The 21,540-nt window shown below is 35.3% G+C and carries 18 protein-coding genes; 3 read left to right on the top strand and 15 right to left on the bottom strand.

Annotated features, from left to right (window positions below; translation table 11 throughout):
• Nucleotides 1–34: 34 nt before the first annotated feature.
• The 11 genes from F5ESL0228_RS03030 to F5ESL0228_RS02980 all read right to left on the bottom strand — a co-directional run bounded on the left by F5ESL0228_RS03030 (nucleotide 35) and on the right by F5ESL0228_RS02980 (nucleotide 12,774).
• Complete coding sequence (locus F5ESL0228_RS03030) at nucleotides 35–1,942, bottom strand: copper-translocating P-type ATPase (protein WP_122022804.1); 1,908 nt, start codon at nucleotides 1,940–1,942, stop codon at nucleotides 35–37.
• Between the two features lie 18 nt (nucleotides 1,943–1,960).
• On the bottom strand, nucleotides 1,961–2,332 hold the full coding sequence (locus F5ESL0228_RS03025; protein WP_122017998.1) for a cupredoxin domain-containing protein: 372 nt from the start codon (nucleotides 2,330–2,332) through the stop codon (nucleotides 1,961–1,963).
• A gap of 287 nt (nucleotides 2,333–2,619) precedes the next feature.
• The gene (locus F5ESL0228_RS03020; RefSeq protein WP_122017997.1) at nucleotides 2,620–3,276 is read right to left on the bottom strand and encodes a hypothetical protein; all 657 of its coding nucleotides are present in this window, start codon (nucleotides 3,274–3,276) and stop codon (nucleotides 2,620–2,622) included.
• 123 nt (nucleotides 3,277–3,399) lie between these two features.
• Complete coding sequence (locus tag F5ESL0228_RS03015) at nucleotides 3,400–3,726, bottom strand: YxeA family protein (RefSeq protein ID WP_122017996.1); 327 nt, start codon at nucleotides 3,724–3,726, stop codon at nucleotides 3,400–3,402.
• 2 nt (nucleotides 3,727–3,728) lie between these two features.
• Complete coding sequence (locus tag F5ESL0228_RS03010; protein WP_122017995.1) at nucleotides 3,729–4,388, bottom strand: ATP-binding cassette domain-containing protein; 660 nt, start codon at nucleotides 4,386–4,388, stop codon at nucleotides 3,729–3,731.
• A 10-nt stretch (nucleotides 4,389–4,398) separates the two neighbouring features.
• Nucleotides 4,399–6,414 (bottom strand): hypothetical protein, encoded by a 2,016-nt coding sequence (locus tag F5ESL0228_RS03005; RefSeq protein ID WP_122022803.1) that lies wholly within the window; start codon nucleotides 6,412–6,414, stop codon nucleotides 4,399–4,401.
• Nucleotides 6,415–6,652: 238 nt separating this feature from the next.
• Nucleotides 6,653–7,408, bottom strand: coding sequence for a triose-phosphate isomerase (gene tpiA, locus F5ESL0228_RS03000; protein ID WP_122017993.1), 756 nt, complete (start codon nucleotides 7,406–7,408; stop codon nucleotides 6,653–6,655).
• 22 nt (nucleotides 7,409–7,430) lie between these two features.
• Nucleotides 7,431–8,642 (bottom strand): phosphoglycerate kinase, encoded by a 1,212-nt coding sequence (gene pgk / locus F5ESL0228_RS02995; RefSeq protein ID WP_122017992.1) that lies wholly within the window; start codon nucleotides 8,640–8,642, stop codon nucleotides 7,431–7,433.
• Between the two features lie 108 nt (nucleotides 8,643–8,750).
• The gene (gene gap, locus F5ESL0228_RS02990; RefSeq protein ID WP_122017991.1) at nucleotides 8,751–9,767 is read right to left on the bottom strand and encodes a type I glyceraldehyde-3-phosphate dehydrogenase; all 1,017 of its coding nucleotides are present in this window, start codon (nucleotides 9,765–9,767) and stop codon (nucleotides 8,751–8,753) included.
• 62 nt (nucleotides 9,768–9,829) lie between these two features.
• Nucleotides 9,830–10,861 carry a sugar-binding transcriptional regulator gene (locus F5ESL0228_RS02985; protein ID WP_122017990.1) on the bottom strand — a complete coding sequence of 344 codons (1,032 nt, stop codon included), beginning with the start codon at nucleotides 10,859–10,861 and terminating at the stop codon, nucleotides 9,830–9,832.
• Between the two features lie 386 nt (nucleotides 10,862–11,247).
• Nucleotides 11,248–12,774, bottom strand: coding sequence for a GW dipeptide domain-containing protein (locus F5ESL0228_RS02980; RefSeq protein ID WP_122017989.1), 1,527 nt, complete (start codon nucleotides 12,772–12,774; stop codon nucleotides 11,248–11,250).
• A 165-nt stretch (nucleotides 12,775–12,939) separates the two neighbouring features.
• Here F5ESL0228_RS02980 and F5ESL0228_RS02975 point away from each other — a divergent pair, with 165 nt between their 5' ends.
• Complete coding sequence (locus tag F5ESL0228_RS02975) at nucleotides 12,940–14,382, top strand: APC family permease (protein WP_122017988.1); 1,443 nt, start codon at nucleotides 12,940–12,942, stop codon at nucleotides 14,380–14,382.
• A gap of 87 nt (nucleotides 14,383–14,469) precedes the next feature.
• A complete protein-coding gene (locus F5ESL0228_RS02970) occupies nucleotides 14,470–14,925 on the top strand; it encodes a Fur family transcriptional regulator (protein ID WP_122022860.1) in 456 nt (151 codons plus the stop codon).
• A 135-nt stretch (nucleotides 14,926–15,060) separates the two neighbouring features.
• On the opposite strand, the gene F5ESL0228_RS02965 is transcribed toward F5ESL0228_RS02970, so the two are convergent.
• On the bottom strand, nucleotides 15,061–16,245 hold the full coding sequence (locus tag F5ESL0228_RS02965) for an SLAP domain-containing protein (protein ID WP_122022802.1): 1,185 nt from the start codon (nucleotides 16,243–16,245) through the stop codon (nucleotides 15,061–15,063).
• A 730-nt stretch (nucleotides 16,246–16,975) separates the two neighbouring features.
• Nucleotides 16,976–18,523 (bottom strand): SH3-like domain-containing protein, encoded by a 1,548-nt coding sequence (locus tag F5ESL0228_RS02960; RefSeq protein WP_233553526.1) that lies wholly within the window; start codon nucleotides 18,521–18,523, stop codon nucleotides 16,976–16,978.
• 341 nt (nucleotides 18,524–18,864) lie between these two features.
• On the opposite strand from F5ESL0228_RS02960, the gene clpP reads away from it, so the two are divergent.
• Entirely contained in the window at nucleotides 18,865–19,449 is a 585-nt protein-coding gene (clpP, locus tag F5ESL0228_RS02955; RefSeq protein ID WP_122017986.1) for an ATP-dependent Clp endopeptidase proteolytic subunit ClpP, read from the top strand.
• Nucleotides 19,450–19,568: 119 nt separating this feature from the next.
• Here clpP and whiA read toward each other — a convergent pair whose 3' ends face one another.
• Nucleotides 19,569–20,504: a DNA-binding protein WhiA gene (gene whiA, locus F5ESL0228_RS02950; RefSeq protein ID WP_122022801.1), complete on the bottom strand. Its 936-nt coding sequence runs from the start codon at nucleotides 20,502–20,504 to the stop codon at nucleotides 19,569–19,571.
• Between the two features lie 7 nt (nucleotides 20,505–20,511).
• The gene (gene yvcK, locus F5ESL0228_RS02945) at nucleotides 20,512–21,540 is read right to left on the bottom strand and encodes a gluconeogenesis factor YvcK family protein (RefSeq protein WP_122022800.1); all 1,029 of its coding nucleotides are present in this window, start codon (nucleotides 21,538–21,540) and stop codon (nucleotides 20,512–20,514) included.

Below are 21,540 nucleotides of genomic sequence, written 5' to 3'. Positions count from 1 at the left end.
TAACAGTATTCGCTTTTTATTATCACTTAAATATTTATATTTTGCTTTTGCCTAACAAAACCGAGCTAATAACAACTGATAATGAACTAAAGGCCATTGCCAAACCCGCAATCTCTGGACTTAAAACCAAACCAACTCCGGCAAAAACTCCAGCGGCAATCGGAATGCCTAAAACATTATAAATAAATGCCCAGAATAAGTTGAGTTTTATTCGTTGAAAAGTTTTCCGACTCAACTTGAGTGCACGAACAACTGCTAGTAAATCATTATTCATTAGAATAATGCCACCAGCATCTATTGCCACATCTGTACCGGATCCCATTGCAATTCCAACATTTGCTTGTGTTAATGCGGGCGCATCATTAATTCCATCACCCACAAAAGCCACATAGTGTTTTTCTTGCAATTTTTTAATAACATCTGACTTATCGGTGGGTAAGACACCAGCGATTACCCGATTTATGCCGACTTGCTCGGCAATTGACTGTGCTACTTTTTGATTATCACCAGTTAACATTACGGTTTGCAAACCCATTTGTTTAAGCTCACTAATCGCTTCTTTTGCGTTCTTTTTTGGCGCATCTTGAATTGCAATTAAGCCAATGACTTCATTTTGAACTGAAACAGCAACAACCGTTTTAGCTGCTGTCTCTAATCTCTCTGCCTCATTGGCCAAACTTACAGAAATTTTCAAATTAGCAGCAGATATTAATTTGCCAATGTAGACAGATTCAGTCCCAATTTTACCACAAACGCCGCGTCCCTCTAGAACTTGAAAGTCACTAACAACTGCAGGTACTATCTTTTCTTTGTTGGCATAGGTAATAATTGCAGCCGCCAGTGGATGTTCCGATAACTTTTCTAATCCAGCAGCAATTGGCACTACCTGTTGCTTGTTACCAATTAGATCAGTTACTTCAGGTTTACCTTCGGTCAACGTGCCAGTTTTATCAAAAACCATTGTTCCAATATGATTAGCAGCTTCAAGAATTTCACCATTTTTGATCAAAATTCCCATCTTGGCTCCCCGGCCAGTTCCAACCATTAAAGCAGTTGGTGTAGCCAGGCCTAGGGCACAAGGACAGGCAATTACCATTACACTAACGGCATAATTAAGTGCAGTTGGAATGTCTTGTCCTAAGAAGACATTCCAAACAACAAAAGTAGCAATAGCAATAATTAATACAGTTGGTACAAAAATATTGGCAACTTTATCTGTCAATTTTTGTATTGGAGCATGACTACTTTGTGCCTTTTTGACAATTGCAATAATTTGAGCAAGCATTGTATCATTACCAACTTTTTCAGCTGTAAAAACAAACGAGCCTGTTTGGTTGATTGTTGCTCCGATTACCTTGTCACCAACTGTCTTTGTCACAGGCATGCTTTCACCTGTTATCATTGACTCATCAATATTTGATGAACCTGAAATTATCTTTCCATCAACCGGAATTTTTTCACCAGGTTTTACCTGTATTAAATCATTTTTAACGACTTGACTAACGGGAATTTGGATAAAATCTTGCCCACGTTTAACAAGAGCATTTTTTGCATTTAAGTTAATTAGTTTACTTATAGCACTAGAAGCATTGCTACGCATTTTTTCTTCTAACACTTGACCTAGTAAAACGAATGTAATAACAAAAGCGGCCGTTTCAAAGAAGACCGGTCGCTTCGTCAACATTGCATAAACACTATAAATGTAAGTCGTTAATGTCCCAAGCGCAACCAATGTATCCATGTTGGCATGATGCTTTAAAAAAGAAGCCCAAGCACTTGTGATAAATTGACCAGCAGCAAGAAACATAATAATGCTTGTAAGCACAAACATTGTCCAATTACCACCCGGGAGCATCCAACCCGTGAAGGGATAAATGATCATTTCTAACAACATTGGTATTGATAGGATTAACGACGTCCAAAATCGTGTTGTAATTTTCATATTAAATCTCCCGCAAATTTACTTTACAATAACTTTGCCATGAAACATATTCATACTGCATTGCCAATTGTACTCACCAGCTTTGGTTGTATCTATCTTAACTGATTCAACTTTTCCTTCAGGCAATTTTTGATTAATTCCCAAATCGGAGAAGATTACATGATCAAGACAACTAGCAGAATCAAGTCGCTTAAAGTTTAATGTTGCAGGAATCCCACGCTTCAAAATCACTTTTTCAGGAGAGTAACCGCCCTTGACAGCAATATCAACACTTTGCTTATTCTTAGATACTTCAGCCATTTTTGTTTGCACTGTATGCTTTCCGAAAAACCACCATGCAATAAAAGAAATGATAGCTATTCCAGCAAGTAAGATGATAATCTTTATCATGATAATTTCTCCTTTTTATCTTAATTTTTGTTTTATGTTTACATTTGTAAACTATAATAAGTATATGACAATTAGCTAAAATTGTAAATTTTAATGCTCAATTACTTAATGACAAAAGCATCCAGCTATCTGTCCCAATAAACCTAGTATTAAACTTTATTTTCAACATTAACCTTCAAATATTGGTTGATTTAAATTTGGATTTTGAATAAAAGCTATTTCAATTAGTTCCACTTACAAAATAAAGCCACAGATTGTTTTACAATCTGTGGCTTTAACTATTAAATTTACTTATCGCTTCTTAATAATATCCATTTGCTATAAGTCATATCATCAAACTTTTTCTGATCATATTTATCAGAAAGCTCTTTAGTTCGAAAGTATTGGTTGATTACTGTACCAGCTTGCGGATTACCTTCAAAAACTACAGTTTCTTTCTTACCATCAATTTCTTCAACTTTAGAAGTAAAGGCATAACTATTATCAATTGTTTTGTTACTTACTGGGGTAACAATAATCCAGTTATCACCGTTTATCTTCTTTTCACTGATGCGAACGAACTTAGCAAGTTTTTCTTTATTCTTTTCCTGCCATTTTCTTGACATTTGCCAAGGAGATTTTTTGATGCCCTTTAATTTACCACTGACAACTGCATTAACATATTCTCCGCTAGTAGGCAATCCCAAACCGGTTTGATGAAAATCTAATGGTTCCATTCTTAATAAATTTTTACTATACCATTTACCTTGCAATGAGTCTGGGAATGTATAGGATTTTCCAAAAGCAACCTTAACTGCTTTGGTACGTTTATTTACTTTGCTTCTTCTGCCTTGTTTTATTTTAGCTGCTTGCAAAGTTTGTGCTTTTGTAGCAATTAAGCTAGAAGCGGTCGATACACCGATTGTGGTAGCTGCCAACACAGTTAAAATCTTTTTACTTTTCATGTTTTGTCTCCTAATAAAACTTTTATCATTGGATTATATCATAGGTAATAAATAAAAGAAGCTAATAAGCCTCAAAATAAAATGTAAGATTTTAGCAATATCAGTAACTTGTTAAGTTCTAATTTATTTATTAACAGCAGTTAATTTGGGCATTTTCTTCTTAGCAATATAATCAATTACTTTGACATATTGCCCTTTATGATGAATCGCAATGTACTGCATGGTTGGATCATAACCGCCAACATAAATTATCTTATAAGGTAATTTTTTGCCCGACTTGTCAATCGCCTGTACATTGTAATATTTTTGCGTATTCTTAGGAACCTTGGCATAATCAACTCTCATCTTAATCATTGGATTAAGATAGTCAGTGTATTGGTTATGAATAAAAAATGGAGAAGTAAATAAAACAACTAAACTAGCAATAATTGAAAAAACTATTTTTTTCATTTTTAATCCTCACTTTTATCAATTTCAATTTTCTTATTATTTAATTTAATCACATAATCGCATTGCCGCCAAACCTGTGGGTCATGTGTCGCAATCATAATCGTTGTTTTGGGATCAAAGCCAGTTAACAAAGTATTTAAAACAATTTGACTATTTTCTGAATCTAGTGACCCAGTCGGTTCATCAGCAAAAATCACCTGTGGTTCTTTCAAAATGATTCGTGCTAATGCTACGCGTTGCTGTTCACCGCCACTTAACGTGTATACTTTTTGCTTAAGTGGCAACTTGTCTAAACCAACCTGTTCTAAAGCTTGTCTCATCTTAATATCTATTTCAGCTTTAGCCAATTTTTGGTTTGCCAGACCAAGTAGCAAGTTTTTCTTAACTGTTTGCGTATCAATTAAGGCAAAGTTTTGAAAAATAAATCCAAAATCTTCACGGTATAATTTTCTTCGATTTTTGGAATTGATTACTATGTCATTAAAACTAACCGTACCTGCTGTTGGTGGTTCTAATCCGCTTAAAACATTCAAAAAAGTCGTTTTGCCGGCACCACTTTTACCAACAATTGCATAACTTTTACCAGTTCCTAAACGGCAAGTAAGATCTGCAAAAATGGTCTTTTCTTTAAATTTTTTAGTAAGGCATTTGATTTCAAGCATTTTGTAACTCCTAATTCCCATGATTAAGCGTAATTAATAAATTTTTCTCCGCCCAGTGCCACATTAATAAGATAATTAAACCTTCTAATAAAAGATATGTTAAAGCTATTGGCATCAAAGTTAAATACTTTAATTTTATCAAAATACAGGTAACGATTAACAAATCACATCCTAGATTGATAAATAAGAACGAAGTAACAAGTTTGGTATTCGATTTACCAAATACTCGATAAATTGCCATTTTTTGCCGTTGACTTTGCAAGAAAGTTGAACTCACGAATAAAATAATGAAGGATAGTTGGAACAGTGATAAAACTGTTATGATGGTTAACATGATTAATTCATTATTTGCTTTACGATTATAATCATCTAATCGTGCCTGTTTACTACTTATCCCAATCACATATGGAGTTAATCCTAGATGTTGAATCAACCTTTTAAGTTGGCTAAGATTAGGAAATTGAACCATCCCTTGACTTGCTGAGGCAGAATAAAAATCATCTGATAATAACTTGTCGTTAACAACTACAATTAAGGGATTGGTTGATATTGATGATGAAATTTCATATCCAATAGTATAATTAAAAATTTGTTGATCACTAGCAATCGGAATAACCTGAATTACGGGTGAATAATTTTTTTGATAATAATTCGGTAAAGTATTTTGAAATTTAATAAAGCTTTTTAACTGCTTTTTAGCTTGTTTAACCTGGTCTAAGCGATTGCGAGGGACTAACAATAAAATTTGCTTGTCGCTAGATTTGCGAGGTTGTAAATGGAATTCACTTTGATTAATAAAATTTTGATTGGCAATAATAACATTGCCATTATCAGTGCTCGTAGACCGTTGGGCAGGCTGATAAATTTGCGAATTGTGAGCCAAAATCACGCTTGAGGACTGGACTACCAATCTATGAACCATTCGAGCTACTTTTCTATCTTCAGAGTGGTTTTTAATATGCCATACGAGCATTGGAGAATATGTATTCTTTTTTACACGCCACTTTTCAATAATTTTAACATCGTTCGTGTAAGTTTTATTGCTGTTGTATAACGAAATCGTATTAATTATAATCAAAATTAAAAGTACGGCTTTTAAGATATAACCAATCAATAAAAAAGGTCGTGTATGTTCAGCTCCTTTTATTGCTGCAGATGGGTTGATTAAGGCCAAAACCACATAAGACAAAAGATTTAAAATAAAAAAGGCAAGAAATAATATCACTAAAATCCCACACAAACGCGGTATGAAAAAACTAAAGCTACTACGGGTTAAAGTGCAGAAACTCCAAATAAGTATTCCACCAATAATTAAGCTGAAGGCCAAAACAAGACTTACAGCTTCATCTTTTAAATCCGTAATAATGATTTGATTAGTACTTAAACCATTAATCTTCATAACTGCATAAGCTTTAAAACGATAAACTTTTTCTAGTACCATGACAATAAATAGAATGCCAATGATATTTGCAGTAATAAGTAAATTGGTAGTAGAAAGATCAGCTAAAATTGATAACAGAAAAGACTTGATTGATAAGGGGTTATCAATTATGTGCACTTTCATTCCCAATGTATGCAATTGTGATAAAAGTTGCTTTAATACTGTTGGATTAGCATTAGTACAATATAACCCATATATTTCTTCTAGTTCAAAATCCTTATTCGTCAGTTTTTTAACGGATTTATTTTGATAAAGAGAAAAATTATTAGTCTTTGTTCCCAAATCATAAACAATTTTAGTTTGATGACCATTAAAATTATCAGTTCGTAATTTAACCAGTGATATATGATTATCTTTAGAAAAATGCTTTAAGGTCTTAAAAAAGTTCTTTTTATTGTGCTTTTTATTCCATTTAATAGTATTTTTTTTATCCCAATTTTTAACAACTTTTGAGTCATAGACATCAATGACTGTTTTACTGTTTGGAACTGAATTATTATCTGAGGAACTAATCAATTCAAAAAATAGAACAATTACTATAATTGATATCAGTGAATATAGAAGAATTTTTGTTTTTCGTAACATATATTTAATCCTTGTTTTTACTTCAAGTAAATCATCAATATGGCGTTTTCATTAAATAATAATTTATCATTATAAAGTCTTAGGCTCTACATTAAAAGCAACAATATTATAAAAAATTAAAAAAATAAATAGAGAAGAAGCATTTTTCATCATTTAGTTACTTCATTATTGTCATGTATTTGGATAAACAAAAACAGCTATTGCTTAGCACAATAGCTGTTTTTTTAATCTTTTTAATTTAGTCTTGGTAGTTAACTAAGTCTAAGTAGGAGTCTGGCTTCAAACTAGCCCCACCAACTAAACCACCATCAATATCTGGTTTAGCCATTAATTCTTTCACGTTTCCTGGGTTAACTGAACCACCGTATTGAATGCGAACGTTTTCGGCCGTTTCGTCATCGTATAAATCTTTGACTGTGTCGCGAATTGTTTTACACATTTCTTCAGCTTGTTCGGAAGTAGCAGTCTTACCTGTACCAATTGCCCAGATTGGTTCATAAGCAATAACTAAGCTTGAAACTTGAGCTGCAGTTAAACCATTCAAAGCAGCTTTAATTTGACCAACAACCCATTCTTCTTGCTTGTTAGCTTCACGTTTTTCAAGTGATTCACCACAACAAAGAATTGGCGTAATGTTGTTAGCAAACAACGCTTTGGCCTTTTTGTTAATGTCTTCATCAGTTTCGTGGAAGTAGTCACGACGCTCTGAGTGACCAATAATGCAGTAGTTAATGCCCATTTCCTTTAGAACCTTAGGTGATGTTTCACCAGTAAAGGCACCTTCATTTTCGAAATAGGCATTTTCTGCACCGACCTGTAAGTCAGAACCTTGAGCCGCTTTTTGTAAAGCATCAAGATCAACAGCAGGTGCACAAATTAAAGATTCGACTTTACTTGCTTGGGGCAACTTATCCTTAACTGCAGTAACAAATTCTACCGCTTGGTTAGGATTCATATTTAACTTCCAGTTACCAGCAATAATAGGTGTACGCATTTATATCAACCTCTCTTCTAGTTTATTTGTCCGAAATGCAGGCAATTCCTGGTAATTCCTTACCTTCAAGATACTGTAAGGAAGCACCACCACCAGTTGAAATATGCGTAATCTTAGGAGCAATACCCAATTGCTTTGCAGCAGCTGTTGAATCACCACCACCAATAATGGTTGTTGCATCTGTTAATTCAGCTAATGACTTACCAACTTCAAGAGTACCCTCAGCAAAGTTGGACATTTCAAATGCGCCCATTGGTCCATTCCAAACAACCGTCTTAGCATCTTTCAAGATTTCCTTGAATTTTTCAACAGTCTTAGGACCAATATCGAGTCCCATCATGTTGTCAGGTATATCATCACCAACAACTTCACGCGCTGCATCATTTGAAAACTCAGTTGCAGCAACATTATCAACTGGTAATACAATCTTACCAGCTGCATCTTTTAACAATTGCTTAGCCAAGTCAACCTTGTCAGGTTCAAACAATGACTTACCAATATCATGACCTTGTGCTGCCAAAAATGTGTAAGCCATTCCCCCACCGATTAAAATGTGGTCTGACTTTGGAATCAAGTTGGTAATGACATCAATCTTGTCAGAAACTTTAGCTCCACCTAAAATAGTTACAAATGGGTGAACTGGGTTAGCAACAGCATCACCTAAGAACTTGATTTCCTTTTCCATCAAGTAACCAGCCGCTGCAGGCTTACCAGATTTCTTCATGGCTTCAGCGATACCAACGTTGGAAGCATGACTTCTGTGGGCTGTACCAAAGGCATCGTTTACATACATGTCACCCAATGATGCCCAGTATTCGCCAAGTTTTGGATCGTTCTTACTTTCACGCTTGCCAAAGTCGTTATCAATATCTTGAAAACGAGTATTTTCAAGAACAACAACATCACCATCTTGCATGTTGTTAACTGCATCTTCAACTTTTTGACCTTCATTTTCAGAAACAAAAGTTACAGGCTTTGCGAGTAATTCACTTAAGCGCTCAGCAATTGGCTTAAGTGATAGTTCTTTTTTATCATCATCAGTCTTTACACGACCTAAGTGACTAAGCAAAATAGCCTTACCACCATTTTCGATGATGTATTTAATAGTTGGAAGAGCAGCAACAATTCTGTTGTCATCACCAATCACGCCATCTTTGATTGGTACATTGAAGTCAACACGAACTAAAACCTTTTTATCTTTTACATCAAGGTCGGAAACAATTAATTTAGCCATCTATATCCTCCGATAACTTAATTATTTTATTTTAAGAAAAAAGACGGAAGGAAGAATTTCCCTCCGCCTTCTCTTTTACTACTTAATTAACAGTAATTAATTTACAGATTAAAGAGTAGCAAATTTCAACAAAGTACGAACCATTTGGCATGTGAATGAGTATTCATTGTCGTACCAAGCAACAGTCTTAACTAATTGATTGTCACCAGCAGTGGTTACCATAGTTTGAGTTGGGTCAAAGATTGAACCAGCAGTCATACCAACAATATCACTTGAAACAACTTCGTCATCGTTGTAAGCAAATGAAGGACTTTCATACTTCTTCATTGCTGAGTTAACTTCATCAGCAGTTACTTTCTTGTCAAGAATTGAAACCAATTCAGTTAATGAACCATCAGTAACTGGAACACGTTGTGCGTGACCGTTAACTTTTCCGTTCAATTCTGGAACAACAAGACCAATAGCCTTTGCAGCACCAGTTGAGTGAGGAATAATGTTAACAGCAGCAGCACGGGCAGCACGCTTGTTACCACCACGAACAGGTCCATCCAAAAGCATTTGAGTTGAAGTGTAAGCGTGGATAGTAGTCATTGTAGCTACCTTAATACCAAATTCTTTTTGCAAAGCATCAACCATTGGTGCCAATGAGTTAGTGGTACATGAACCAGCTGAAACAATTGTGTCACTAGCATCTAAAGTGTCATCGTTCACGGCGTAAACGATAGTCTTCAAGTCATTACCAGCAGGTGCTGAAATCAAAACTCTCTTGGCGCCAGCGTCAAGGTGAGCTTGTGACTTAGCCTTGCTTGTGTAGAAACCAGTACATTCAAGAACAAAGTCAACACCATCGTTTTTAACCCATGGAATGTTTTGAGCTTGTGGTTCAGCGTATACATGGTACTTCTTACCATCTACAACGATTGAATCTTCAGTAGCTGAAACTTCATGGTTAAAAGTACCATGAGTTGAGTCATATTTTAATAAGTGTGCTAAAAGTGCAGGGGTAGTTAAGTCGTTAATTGCAACAACTTCAATATCCTTTGTCTTTTCGCCCAAGTCCATAATCCGACGGAATGCTAAACGACCAATACGACCGAAGCCGTTAATACCAATTTTAACTGTCATATTCTAAAGTCCTCCTTAAGAACTATGTAAGAAATGTAAACAACATTTATTTTAAATGAGAATTATTTCTCCTTTAAAATCTTCTTTGAAGCACCCTCATCAGTAATTAACCAGGTTTGATGAGGAGCATTAGGCATATAAGCCTTGATTGCTTTGGCCTTTCGGCTACCACAAGCAAAAGCAAATATGTGGGGTATTTTATTTAGATTCTCAAACTGCAAGCCAACCTGTTGCACGCGGTCGACAATCTTTCCTTCGTTATCGAAAAAACACCCAAAACATTCGGTAACTACTTTTTTCTCGCGTAGTTCAGATAACCGAATTGAATCGTATCCCCTACGCCGTGCCATATCGTGAGCTAAACCAATCCCGTGAATTACAACATCTGTTTTCGAAATATCTTCAAGAACATCCGCAAATGTTGATTCTCTAATTAACGATTTATAAGCTTCTCTTGAAACTTGTTCTGGTAAATACAATGTTTTGTATTTACCACCTGTCTTAGCTGCCATTAACTGAACGATAGTGTTGCTTTGAATAGCAACATTCTCCCCCAAGGCGCCACGACCTGGCACAAACAATAATTGTCGATTTCTACCTAAACTTTTAGACAAATTGCCCGCTGATTTTGCAAGTGCTTCACCACCAAGAACAGTAATAATTGAATGTCCCAATGGTAAAAGCAAATCTAGCGCTGAGCTAAGCTCTTCACCCATTCTTTCGTAAACAAGTTGCTGCAAATCGCTATCACCGGGAACAATAATTGTTCTTTCAATACCAAGCTTACGCGCCAAATCAATTTCAGTTTGTCGAGCATTGAACAACCGATCAACAAGCGGTGCTGCATCTTGCAACATCTTCTTACCCTTTTCTGTCATAAACATGCCGAAACTCTTGATTTCAATTAAACCAAGATCACGAAGATACTCCGTTTCTGTTCGCACATTTCTTTCAGAAAGTCCTAAAGATTGAGCAACACTTCTTCGCCCAATAGGTGCATGAAGCTCTATCTGTTCTAAAACAAGATATCGTTGCCGAAAAACTTTCAACATATCAGGAACGAGGGCCTCAAGCACAGGAATCTCTGCGTTCATTAACCTCTCCTTCTCTGGGACAATTATGACCCTGTATTTGTCATTATTTGTCCCGCTTTGTCTAAAAATATAAGAGAAACATAGATTTATAAGTTCTAAATCTTACATCCCTCAATCGACAACTTTAGTATAGCAACCTCATTTAAATAATTCAAGTAAAACAGAACTTTGTTGGTAATTACTTTTCCCACAAAAAAGAATTTATCTTTAATAATTTTTCTGGTATAATGGTTAAAGTCATTTGGGGTCCTTAGTGTAATGGATCGCACGTAAGATTCCGGTTCTTAAAATCTGAGTTCGACTCTCAGGGGACCCATAGAGAAAAAGCTAAGAGGTGCATCTGCACCTCTTAGCTTTTTATTTTGTACAAAACAAATTATTTTAGCTTATTTAGTTGTACCTACGGTTAATTCTCCGCGTTGAGCAAACTCGACATATAGCTTGTTGCCCGAAACCGACAAACCTTCTATTTCACGTCCTACATTCAAATGATGTGTTTTTTTATAAGTGCCATTACTTGCAACCTTAAAAATATAATCATTAAAGCCAATGTAGAATTGATCATGACTTTGATCAAAAGTAAAGCCCTGAACTGGAGAGCCATTATTAATAAAGTTACCTTTCGTAGCACCAACTTCAACTGGAGTCCACGTATCACCGTTTCGCGTAACTTTCCAATATTCGTAATAATGATTACCACCATTATGGAATAAGCAGTACATCGTATTGTCATCGACAAAAGTTGCATTGTGAATATATCGAGGTGACATTCCGCTCCAGATTCTAAAACTCCAAATTTGGTTAATCTTCATATCGGATTTACGAATTTGCAAGATTTCTTCTGATTCACTTGAATTCTTAGACTTATTGTCATTAGCAAGAACATACAGATAGTTAGCTGATGAACCGATGGCTTGACCATGACCGAGTTTAATGTAAGGACTAACCTTAATCTTAGAAGCATAGTTCTTAAAGGTCGACCACCTTAAATTCTGCAAATTCTGTGCCTGATATTTATTGATATGTCCTAGATCATATGAAACAAGATGGCCAAATTGATCATTACTTGAATTAAAAATTGCAGTAGTGAAATCAGAACCATGAACAGTAATTCCCTCTGGAATTACACCAACAACGCCCATTTTATCGCCAGTTTCACTATTATTAAGACTCACAAAGCGTGGTTCAAATAATTTTGTTCGTAAGGTTAATTCCCCCGCTTTAAAGACGTTTGATTTAGTTTCCGCTCTATAATGATGGGCCGCATTCCAATTTCTCGAAGAGGACTTTGAACTGCCCTTCCAAGTTGAAACTTCCTTGGGACCAGCAACCGGTGTTACATTGGCGTGCGCTATTCCTTCATTTTTATCAGAGCGCACGGTAACATCTACACTAGCTTTAGCTTGACCATAGCTATAATTTACCGTTGTTTTTCCTGGTGTTGCCGAATTAATCGTTTGCTGCGAAATATTAATTTTAGCTGGATTAACGGCGGTTCCGGTCCGATCAGTTACATAATTGACGGCATCGCGAGTATTAAAAGTGTAGTTACTGTTTTGAACCAAACTAACATTTTGAGCAACAGAAATCTGATTACGGGCAAAGAAATTCTGATTAACCCAACCGACAGTGCGCCCATCTACAATAATCTTCCAAAAAGTTCCCTTTTTGGTATTTACTGATTGCTTGGATTGAATTTGAGCAAGCTTAAAATGTTTGGTTGAAGTAAATTTACCGGCTGGACCACTCTTAAAAGCATGATGATATATAGCAAAATTTCCCGTACCAGGAATTTTAGTCACAGCTTTATGATAACTCTTAGCATTTATATACGAATTGTTGCCACTAACAAATAAGCCCATTGCTACTGTCATAAGTGCAATGGAGATTTTCCCTTTAGAAACTTTTTTCATTATTCTCCTACCTTTCATAATTCAATATATAATTTTACACAATTTCTGAGTACAAGCAATATAAACTATTACAAAAAAATTAGCATCATAATAAAACGATAGCATTATAACAACTTTTAGTTTAAAATAAAAAGTTGTTATAAATTTCATTAGGAGTATTAGTTTATGATTGAATCAGAAAATAATTCTAAAAAGATGATGTGGACTACTCTTGCTATCATGGCCTTCTCCACTGTGTGGGGCTTTGGTAATGTGGTTAATGGTTTCATTTATTTTGATGGAACAAAAGTAATCTTCAGTTGGATTCTTATCTTTCTAATGTTCTTCGTACCATATTCATTAATGGTTGGAGAACTGGGAGCTGTATTTAAAGATTCCGAAGGTGGTGTTTCCTCATGGATCAATGCCACGATGGGTCCAAAATGGGCTTATTACACTGGTTGGACTTTTTGGGCTGTTCACGTTGTATACATTTCAAGTAAGGGAACTGGTGGTTTGAGAGCCATGGCCTGGGGGATTTTTGGAAATACACATTGGTATGATAGCTTACCAACTGCGTGGACGCAGCTGGCTACTTTAGTTGTCTTTCTATTTTTCTGCTGGGTTGCAAGTCGCGGTGTTCCGGTAATTAAAACCTTATCGACAATCGCCGGATCATCAATGTTTATCATGTCAATTCTATTTATTATTATGATGTTTGCTGCACCAGCAATTAATCCTCATGCTGGATATATGAGCATTGGCTGGAATTGGAAGAATTTTGTTCCAGACTTTAATGTTAAATATTTTACATCTCTGTCTATTTTAGTATTTGCTGTTGGTGGTTGTGAGAAAATTTCACCTTATGTTAATAAGTTAAAAGACCCATCCAGAAACTTTCCTAAGGCAATGATTGCTTTAGCTGTTATGGTTATGGTGTGTGCAATTTTAGGGACACTTGCAATGGCAATGATGTTTGATCCAAAAGTTGTTAACCAAAACCTTAACGAATACATATCAAACGGCCCTTACATGGCATTTGATAAATTGGGACAATACTACGGTGTAGGTGGCTTGTTCATGTACATCTATTCTTGGTGTAATGTGATCGGCCAATTCTCAACCTTAGTTCTTAGTATTGATGCACCACTAAGAATGTTATTAGGTAGTAAGGAAGCTAAAGACTATATCCCGAAGAAGCTACTTAAAGTTAACAAAAATGGTGCTTATATCAACGGTATTTGGATGATTGTCATCCTGTCAGGCGGGTTAATTGTTTTCCAAGCACTATTACCTAATGCTCAAGCAGTTATGGCCCAATTAATTAAACTTAATTCAATCGTGATGCCAATGCGTTATCTTTGGGTATTTGTTGCTTACATTGCTTTGCGTAAACAAGTTGATAAGTTCCATACTCCGGGCAACTATCAAATGACTAAGCACCAATGGTTAGCCTTTGCAGCTGGAGGTTGGGCTTTTGCAATCAACCTAATTTGTTGTTTACTCGGTGTCTACTCTACTGACCCCTTAACACTCGGCTTGAATATCGCCACGCCAATTGTTTTATTCCTACTTGGTTTAATTTTACCGGCTATCCGGAATCACCAAGAAGCTAAAGCTAATGGTTAAATCAAACACCAAATAATTAAACCGCCTAAAGGCGGTTTTTTTCTTGCAATTAATGCTAAACTAATTCTAAAAAGGCAGGAGATGAAAATGGTGGAAAGTTCTTTGAAAGAGGCAACCAATTTATTACATCGTCATCACTTAAAAGCAACTAAACCAAGAATAAAGATTTTACACTATCTGATGACCCATCATGATCATCCAACAGCCGCCATGATTTATGACGCCCTCAGTAACAGGCAGCCTACTCACCGAGCAACAGTCTATAATACTTTAAATAAACTGGTTACTGCCGGAATTGTAATCGAAATCAGGAACGGTGACGAAGCAATTCACTACGACTATTTTATAAGACCACACTTTCACATTATTTGTACCAAATGTGGTAAAATCGCTGATGTTTTTTATTCAAATTCGAAAAAAATTGAAAATAAAATGCGCCAAGAAGCCAAAAAGCAAACCGGCTTTATACCTTCGGCTAGTCATTTAGAAATTTATGGAATTTGTCCCGCTTGTCAGAAAGTCAATATATCAAAATACCGTTGAATGATAGTTATTCAACGGTATCTTGATACAAAAAAAAGGACATAAGCTTGATAAAATTAGCTTATGTCCTTTTAGTTTAATTTAAATTAATATTATTCTGCAGCAATAATCAAATTATTTGATTAAAATTATAGTTTATTTTGCTTTATTATTAAAATCATTTACAATACTATTTATTTTGGCAAGTGCCTTGTCTTTGATTGAAACCATTTCAGAGCTTGTCTTCGCATTATCAATCTCTTTTTCAGCTTCACTTGCAGCTTGCTGTACTGCATGGATTGCTTCATCTGCATTTATAGGTGCCTCGGCATTACCAAAATCATTCCGTGCTTCCATTACTGCATTTTCAATATCTTTATATGATTCAGCCTTTGTAGCTACTGCATCCTTTTGGGCAAAATCACTCACAATACCTTTTATTTTGGCAAGAGCTTTATCTTTGATTGAAACCATTTCAGAGCTTGTCTTCGCATTATCAATCTCTTTTTCAGCATCACTTGCAGCTTGCTGTACTGCATCGATTGCTTCATCTGCATCTATAGGTGCTACGGCATTGGCAAACCCATTCCGTGCTTCCATTACTGCATTTTCAATATCTTTATATGATTCAGCCTTTGTAGCTGTTGCATCTTTTCCATTTGCTGGTGGGTTAATGTTACTACCGCCACCATTATTAGTACCATTGCCATTACTTGTACCGCTGCCGTTATTGGTACCAGTACCATTACTTGTACCGCCGCCGTTATTGGTACCATTGCCATTGCTTGCTGGTGGAGTTATTGGAGTTGCTGGATTAGTTGGGGTAATATCATCAACTGGTGCCTGCTTTACAGCAAAGGCTTTAGCAGGAATGTATCCGCGCTTTGTAGCGTAGAACTTCTTACCATGAATGGTAATGGCTTTACCAAAAATTCTAACCTTCTTGCCCTTAATCATCTTGCTACCCTTAATAGCTTTACCATTTCTGGTATAAAGAGAAGCACTCTTAGCTAATTTGCGTACTTTACCATCAACGTTAGCTGCCTTAATATATTGACCTTTGCCAATTTCATAGTAAGTTACCCCCTTAATGGTCTTTTTACCATAAATAGTAACTCTACTGCCGGCTCTAACGATTGCGCTTGTCTTAACAGCTTTCTTGCCAACTTTCTTGTAAACAGCAGAATTTACACCAACCACTTTATTCTTAGCTGCCTTAGCGCTAACAGTTGTTGCACTCATTGCATTTTCTTGGCCGCTTACTCCAGCAAAGCCAATTGACAATAATGCCGCTCCAGCGACTGAAACAATCATTTTCTTATTGAAATTACTTTTACTCATCTTTTCAAACCTTTCAATTAAAATTCGAACCAATCTACAACTAAATCACCCAAAACTAATAGCTTGTATAATAATTATTATTATCTTAACTAATGGGTCTCATCAAACTCAAAATTTCTCCTATTGCCTTTTACCACCTTAGTTTTTCAAGCACTGTTATTCTTAGACAAATGACCAGTAGCAGTGAATACACAGCATTCCCACGCCTTTTAATTTTGATCTCGATTAATTAACACCAAATAAGAATTTAACCGTAATATCAAAATCAATTTGTACTAATTGCTAATATGTAAGCTTAAAAGTACAGTGTAAAGCGTTATCTTTATGTTATGACTATTCGTTGAGTATTTAAAGACAATATATAGTAAAATAAAAAAAAAAAAAAAAAGCAATATATTACATTAAAGAGATAATCTTAAGAATTATATTTTATAAGATTTGAGATAATTTAAATTTGGTTCATGTTAATAGTTTAACGATTTTTCTACTTTTTATAATTTAACAATTAATAAATGATTGTTATAAATTTTGTCTTTTATAAATTCTTTGACGCTTATTTTTTAAGCTAGTCACAATTTCTTTCCAGAATTAAAATTAAATAATTGAAGTTACTCAATTATTACTAAGAGGCAAATTTCATGATAACCAACTTTCATTTATTTAATTTATTCATAAACAAAAAGCTTAATACCGATTAGACATCGGCATTAAGCCCTTAGTAATATTTAGTTTAATTAATGTTCATGCTTACTAGTAGTTCTGCTCTTTGTGCTAAATTAACATAAAGTTTATCACCACTAACAGACATTCCTTCAATTTCGCGACCAGTATCAAAGGTATAGGTTTGTTTTAATTCCCCATTACGCGCAATCTTAAAGATCAAATCATTAAATGCTAAGTAGAAGTTCTGATTCTTGGTATCATAAGTTAAGCCTTGGCAAGGAGAATTATTACTTACAAAGCTACCATCAGTTTTACCAACTAATTTTGGATACCAGTTGTCACCTTTACGGGTTAGTTCCCAGAATTCGTAGCGATTATTCTTGGTATCACGATATACCGTGTACATCTCATTATCCGAAACAATTACCCCATTATGGAAGTATCTTGGAGTATTTTCATCACCTACCCAAGTTTTAATAGTCCAAATTTTATTAATTTGTAAATCACTTTTACGAATTTGGATTAATTCTTCTGAGTCAGTACTTTCACGTAAAGTATTATCATTGTTTAAAACATAAATGTACTTATCACTTGAGCCCATAGCCTGTCCATGACCAATTGGAACATATGGACTAACCTTGATATGTTTTACATAGTTATTAAAGTCTTTTTGAGACATATCCAGCAGGTGTTGTGCGTTATATGGATCTTTCAAATTATTTAAATCATAACCAACAATGTGACCTGAAGTTAAATTGGTATGACTTAATAAACTAGTGTATGCCCAACCTTGCGAAACAGTCACTCCTTCAGGTATATGACCAACACGGTTAATATTGTCATCCGTTGGGTCTTTAACGCTTAATAAAACTGGTTGATAAAACCGCGTTCTCAAAGTTAAGTCACCACTCTTAAATTCATGTGGGGTGGTTTCTGGGCTATATTCATTTGGATTAATGTAGTTAATAGAAGAACCGTAGTGCGTCTTCCAAGCCTGATAATCGCTAGTTCCTTTTTGAGCAGGGAACGAATTTACTTCATTAGGATCGGCAATTCCCTCAGTGGTACTTTTTCTAATGGTAACTTTAACAATAGCGGTTGTATTACCGTAAGTATACTTAACTTTATAAGTTTTGGGTTTAGAACAAGTGATGCTATCACGAGATACTTGAACCTGATCATTATCAATTACTGTTCCCCATTTATTAGTTACATACGAAATTGCATCCTTGGGGAAGAAACTATAAAGCTCATTCCTAACCAAACTAACTGTCTTAGGCACGGCAATTTGGTTTCTTGCAAAAAACTTTTCATTAACATAACCAACTTCACGACCATTAACATAGATTCTCCAGTACCGATTTTTTTTAGTTTCAATCAGTTGGTCAGATTGAATATGACTATACCGAAAATTAATTCCATCAGCGACCTTTTTACTGACTTTACCATCAGAGATTTCTTTCCAAACTTTATAGTTTTTATTACCAGCGACCTTAGTCATCATTGAATAACCCGTAATGGTTTGCTTAGGCTGCTTTTCTTTCTTAGTGTTTTTATTGCCTGCATTACTGGTTGTACCAGCATTATTATCGATATCGCCCGCATCATCATCCATTGGTTCTTTAGCAGAACTATTTGCATCATTTGGTGTTTGCGATTGCTGTGATGATTTTGGCTGCGAATTTGTCGTATCAGCTAGAACCGGATTAGCGGATACATGAGCTGTAAGCGCTAAACTACCAAGTAACATCATCGAGAATGTTGCTATTTTATTAGAAAGCTTCAAAATATTTCCTCCAAAAATTAAATTCATTCTCTAAGTATATAACAATAGTGTCGTGATATATAATACAAATTTGATACACTTTCATTGACAGCAATCAATGTAAGTGATTTAATTAGCACTGTACTTTTTAGAGTGCTAAAAATTTGAACTTAAATTTAGGAGGTTAAAAAATGCTCGTACCTACAGTTATTGAACAAACTGCTCGCGGTGAACGTTCATACGACATTTACTCACGTTTGTTGAAAGATCGAATTATCATGCTCAGCGGTGAAATCAACGATGACTTGGCTAATTCAATTATTGCGCAATTATTATTTCTTGATGCTCAAGATAACACCAAGGATATCTCCCTTTACATTAATTCTCCTGGTGGTGTCATTACTTCTGGTTTAGCAATCATGGATACAATGAACTTTATTAAATCGGATGTTTCTACAATTGCAATCGGAATGGCTGCATCAATGGCCTCAATTCTTTTAACCAGTGGCACTAAGGGCAAACGGTTTGCATTACCAAATTCTACTGTTTTAATTCATCAACCTTTAGGTGGTGCTCAAGGTCAGCAAACTGATATTCAAATTGCTGCCAATGAAATCTTGAAGAGTCGTGAAAAGATCAATAAGATTTTACACGAAACCACTGGACAGCCACTTGAAAAGATTCAAAAAGACACTGAACGTGACAATTACTTAACAGCTGAAGAAGCAAAGGATTATGGCTTAATTGATGAAATTATGGCCAATCAAAAGAAATAGTTACACTAACTAAATGAAAGACTTATTAACACAATGCAAAATTTGTGTGGGGACTTTTTACAACACAGTAAAAGAGCTAACAGCTTCGTTTGTAAAACGAGGGTTGCTAGCTCTTTATTTTATTCATTTAAATTTTGTGCCAACTCATGTAACTTTTTAAATCGGTGATTGGCACCAGATTTAGAAATAGGTCCATCTGGAACTTGCGCAGCTATTTCCTTTAAAGACAATTCCGGATTGGCAAGCCTTAATCGTGCAATTCCCTGTAATTTTTCGGGAATACTTTCTAAGCCAACTTTGCGTTCCAGAAATTCTATATCTTCAACCTGTTTAGCCGCAGCTGTTGCAGTTTTTTTCAAGTTGGCAGTATCACAGTTAACCAATCGATTAACCGAATTACGCATATCACGCATAATTCGCAAATCTTCAAATGCCAACATAGCATTAAACGCCCCAATAATATGAAGAAAATCACCGATTTTTTGTGCTTCTTTCAAATACACAATATAGCCACGGCGTCTCTTAGTAGTTTTAGCATTTAATTGAAAATACCGATTCATTAAATCCAACAAATCATTATTATGATCCTGATAAGCAGAATAAATTTCTAAATGATAGCGACTCGTTTCTGGATTATTGACGCTGCCACTAGCCAAAAATGCTCCACGCAAATAAGACATTGCCCCTTCTCGCGAAGAACAAATACGTTTTGGAATCCGCGTAATCAAACCATTATTAGAAGTTAAAATTTCTAAATTAGTCAAAATTTCCTTAACATGATTTTGTAATCTAACTAAATATTGATTATTTTTCTTCAGTTTCATTCGGCGAGATACAATTAACAACGGTTCTACATGATAGGCCGTCTTAATTAACAAAAAAATCCGTCTAGCAATCGCTGGATTTTCAGTTGTTATATCAAGACTAAACTGATGATCATGAAAATTCAAAACACCATTCATACGCAAAAAAGCTGCCAACTCAGCTTTGGCATGTTCAGGATGAATTGTTAGCGAAGTCAATTCTTTTTTTACTTGGCTTGCATAACTTGACATTAATCATCTATTCCTTTCTGCGTGACATTGCCGCAAACGCTCGATTAATAATTTCCTTAGCTACTTTTTGACCATCATGAAAAACTAAACCACTATGCTGATCAATAAAGTCATCAGTTATTACCCGACATCCTTGCAAACGTAAGCCAGTAAAATCATTTTTAACAGGTTCAATATAAGCATCATAATCATTGGGATCAAATTTCGACATATCAATTTCAGCACCATTAACTAAAGTAGTGTCAATATAATGCCCCCCTAAATGATTGTTAATTACAGCTACATGGTCACAATCTGAGAAGTGATCCGTTTCACCTAATTGCGTCATAATATTGCAAATATAAATAACCTCGGCCTTTGTTTGACGCACAGCTTGACCTAAATTAGGAATCATCAAATTAGGTAAAATTGAAGTAAATAAGCTACCTGGTCCCAAGACAACAGCATCAGCTTGCGCAATTGAATTTAAAACAGGCTCAACTGCTTCTGGTTCTTCTTTCGAATTTGAATTCGTTACCCAAACTCGTTTAATCCGCTTATCCATGTTAGTAATTTCTTTTTCGCCAGCTTGAATTGAACCATCAACAAATTCGGCATTTAGCGTCAAGGGTTCATTAGAAGCTGGAAAAACGTGCCCGTCTACTCGCATCATTCGAGATAATGATTGAACCGCATCAAAAATATTACCATACATTTCATTTAAGGCGGCAATTATTAAATTACCAATCGCATGACCGGAGAAGAAAGAATCAGACGAATCAAACCGATATTGGAAAATATTTTTTTCTTCCTGTGATAGTTCACTCAAAGACACAAGAACATTTCGAATATCGCCAGGTGGCACAACATTGATAAAATTTCGAATTGACCCCGATGATCCTCCATCATCTGAGACGGTCACAATTGCCGTAATTTCGGCATCTTGATCTTTTAATGCATTTAAAACAACCGGTAACCCTGTTCCACCACCAATCACAACAATTTTAGGTCTACGACTTTTAGTTACTCGTATAATTTTTGAACCTTCATACGCCAT

Source organism: Lactobacillus sp. ESL0228 (genome assembly GCF_003692825.1).
In the GTDB taxonomy this organism is placed as follows: domain Bacteria; phylum Bacillota; class Bacilli; order Lactobacillales; family Lactobacillaceae; genus Lactobacillus.
Note: the sequence above shows the minus strand (reverse complement) of the source record. Positions and strands in the feature narration are given on the sequence as shown.

Excerpts from the sequence above, each read along its gene's own strand:
- yvcK (WP_122022800.1), bottom strand. The coding sequence starts at position 21,540 with ATGGCGTATGAAGGTTCAAAAATTATACGAGTAACTAAAAGTCGTAGA.
- F5ESL0228_RS02980 (WP_122017989.1), bottom strand. The coding sequence starts at position 12,774 with ATGAAAAAAGTTTCTAAAGGGAAAATCTCCATTGCACTTATGACAGTA.
- whiA (WP_122022801.1), bottom strand. The coding sequence starts at position 20,504 with ATGTCAAGTTATGCAAGCCAAGTAAAAAAAGAATTGACTTCGCTAACA.
- pgk (WP_122017992.1), bottom strand. The coding sequence starts at position 8,642 with ATGGCTAAATTAATTGTTTCCGACCTTGATGTAAAAGATAAAAAGGTT.
- F5ESL0228_RS03020 (WP_122017997.1), bottom strand. The coding sequence starts at position 3,276 with ATGAAAAGTAAAAAGATTTTAACTGTGTTGGCAGCTACCACAATCGGT.
- F5ESL0228_RS02975 (WP_122017988.1), top strand. The coding sequence starts at position 12,940 with ATGATTGAATCAGAAAATAATTCTAAAAAGATGATGTGGACTACTCTT.
- F5ESL0228_RS03010 (WP_122017995.1), bottom strand. The coding sequence starts at position 4,388 with ATGCTTGAAATCAAATGCCTTACTAAAAAATTTAAAGAAAAGACCATT.
- F5ESL0228_RS03025 (WP_122017998.1), bottom strand. The coding sequence starts at position 2,332 with ATGATAAAGATTATCATCTTACTTGCTGGAATAGCTATCATTTCTTTT.
- F5ESL0228_RS02985 (WP_122017990.1), bottom strand. The coding sequence starts at position 10,861 with ATGAACGCAGAGATTCCTGTGCTTGAGGCCCTCGTTCCTGATATGTTG.
- F5ESL0228_RS02960 (WP_233553526.1), bottom strand. The coding sequence starts at position 18,523 with ATGGATGATGATGCGGGCGATATCGATAATAATGCTGGTACAACCAGT.
- F5ESL0228_RS03030 (WP_122022804.1), bottom strand. The coding sequence starts at position 1,942 with ATGAAAATTACAACACGATTTTGGACGTCGTTAATCCTATCAATACCA.
- F5ESL0228_RS03005 (WP_122022803.1), bottom strand. The coding sequence starts at position 6,414 with ATGTTACGAAAAACAAAAATTCTTCTATATTCACTGATATCAATTATA.
- F5ESL0228_RS03015 (WP_122017996.1), bottom strand. The coding sequence starts at position 3,726 with ATGAAAAAAATAGTTTTTTCAATTATTGCTAGTTTAGTTGTTTTATTT.
- tpiA (WP_122017993.1), bottom strand. The coding sequence starts at position 7,408 with ATGCGTACACCTATTATTGCTGGTAACTGGAAGTTAAATATGAATCCT.
- F5ESL0228_RS02965 (WP_122022802.1), bottom strand. The coding sequence starts at position 16,245 with ATGAGTAAAAGTAATTTCAATAAGAAAATGATTGTTTCAGTCGCTGGA.
- gap (WP_122017991.1), bottom strand. The coding sequence starts at position 9,767 with ATGACAGTTAAAATTGGTATTAACGGCTTCGGTCGTATTGGTCGTTTA.
- F5ESL0228_RS02970 (WP_122022860.1), top strand. The coding sequence starts at position 14,470 with ATGGTGGAAAGTTCTTTGAAAGAGGCAACCAATTTATTACATCGTCAT.
- clpP (WP_122017986.1), top strand. The coding sequence starts at position 18,865 with ATGCTCGTACCTACAGTTATTGAACAAACTGCTCGCGGTGAACGTTCA.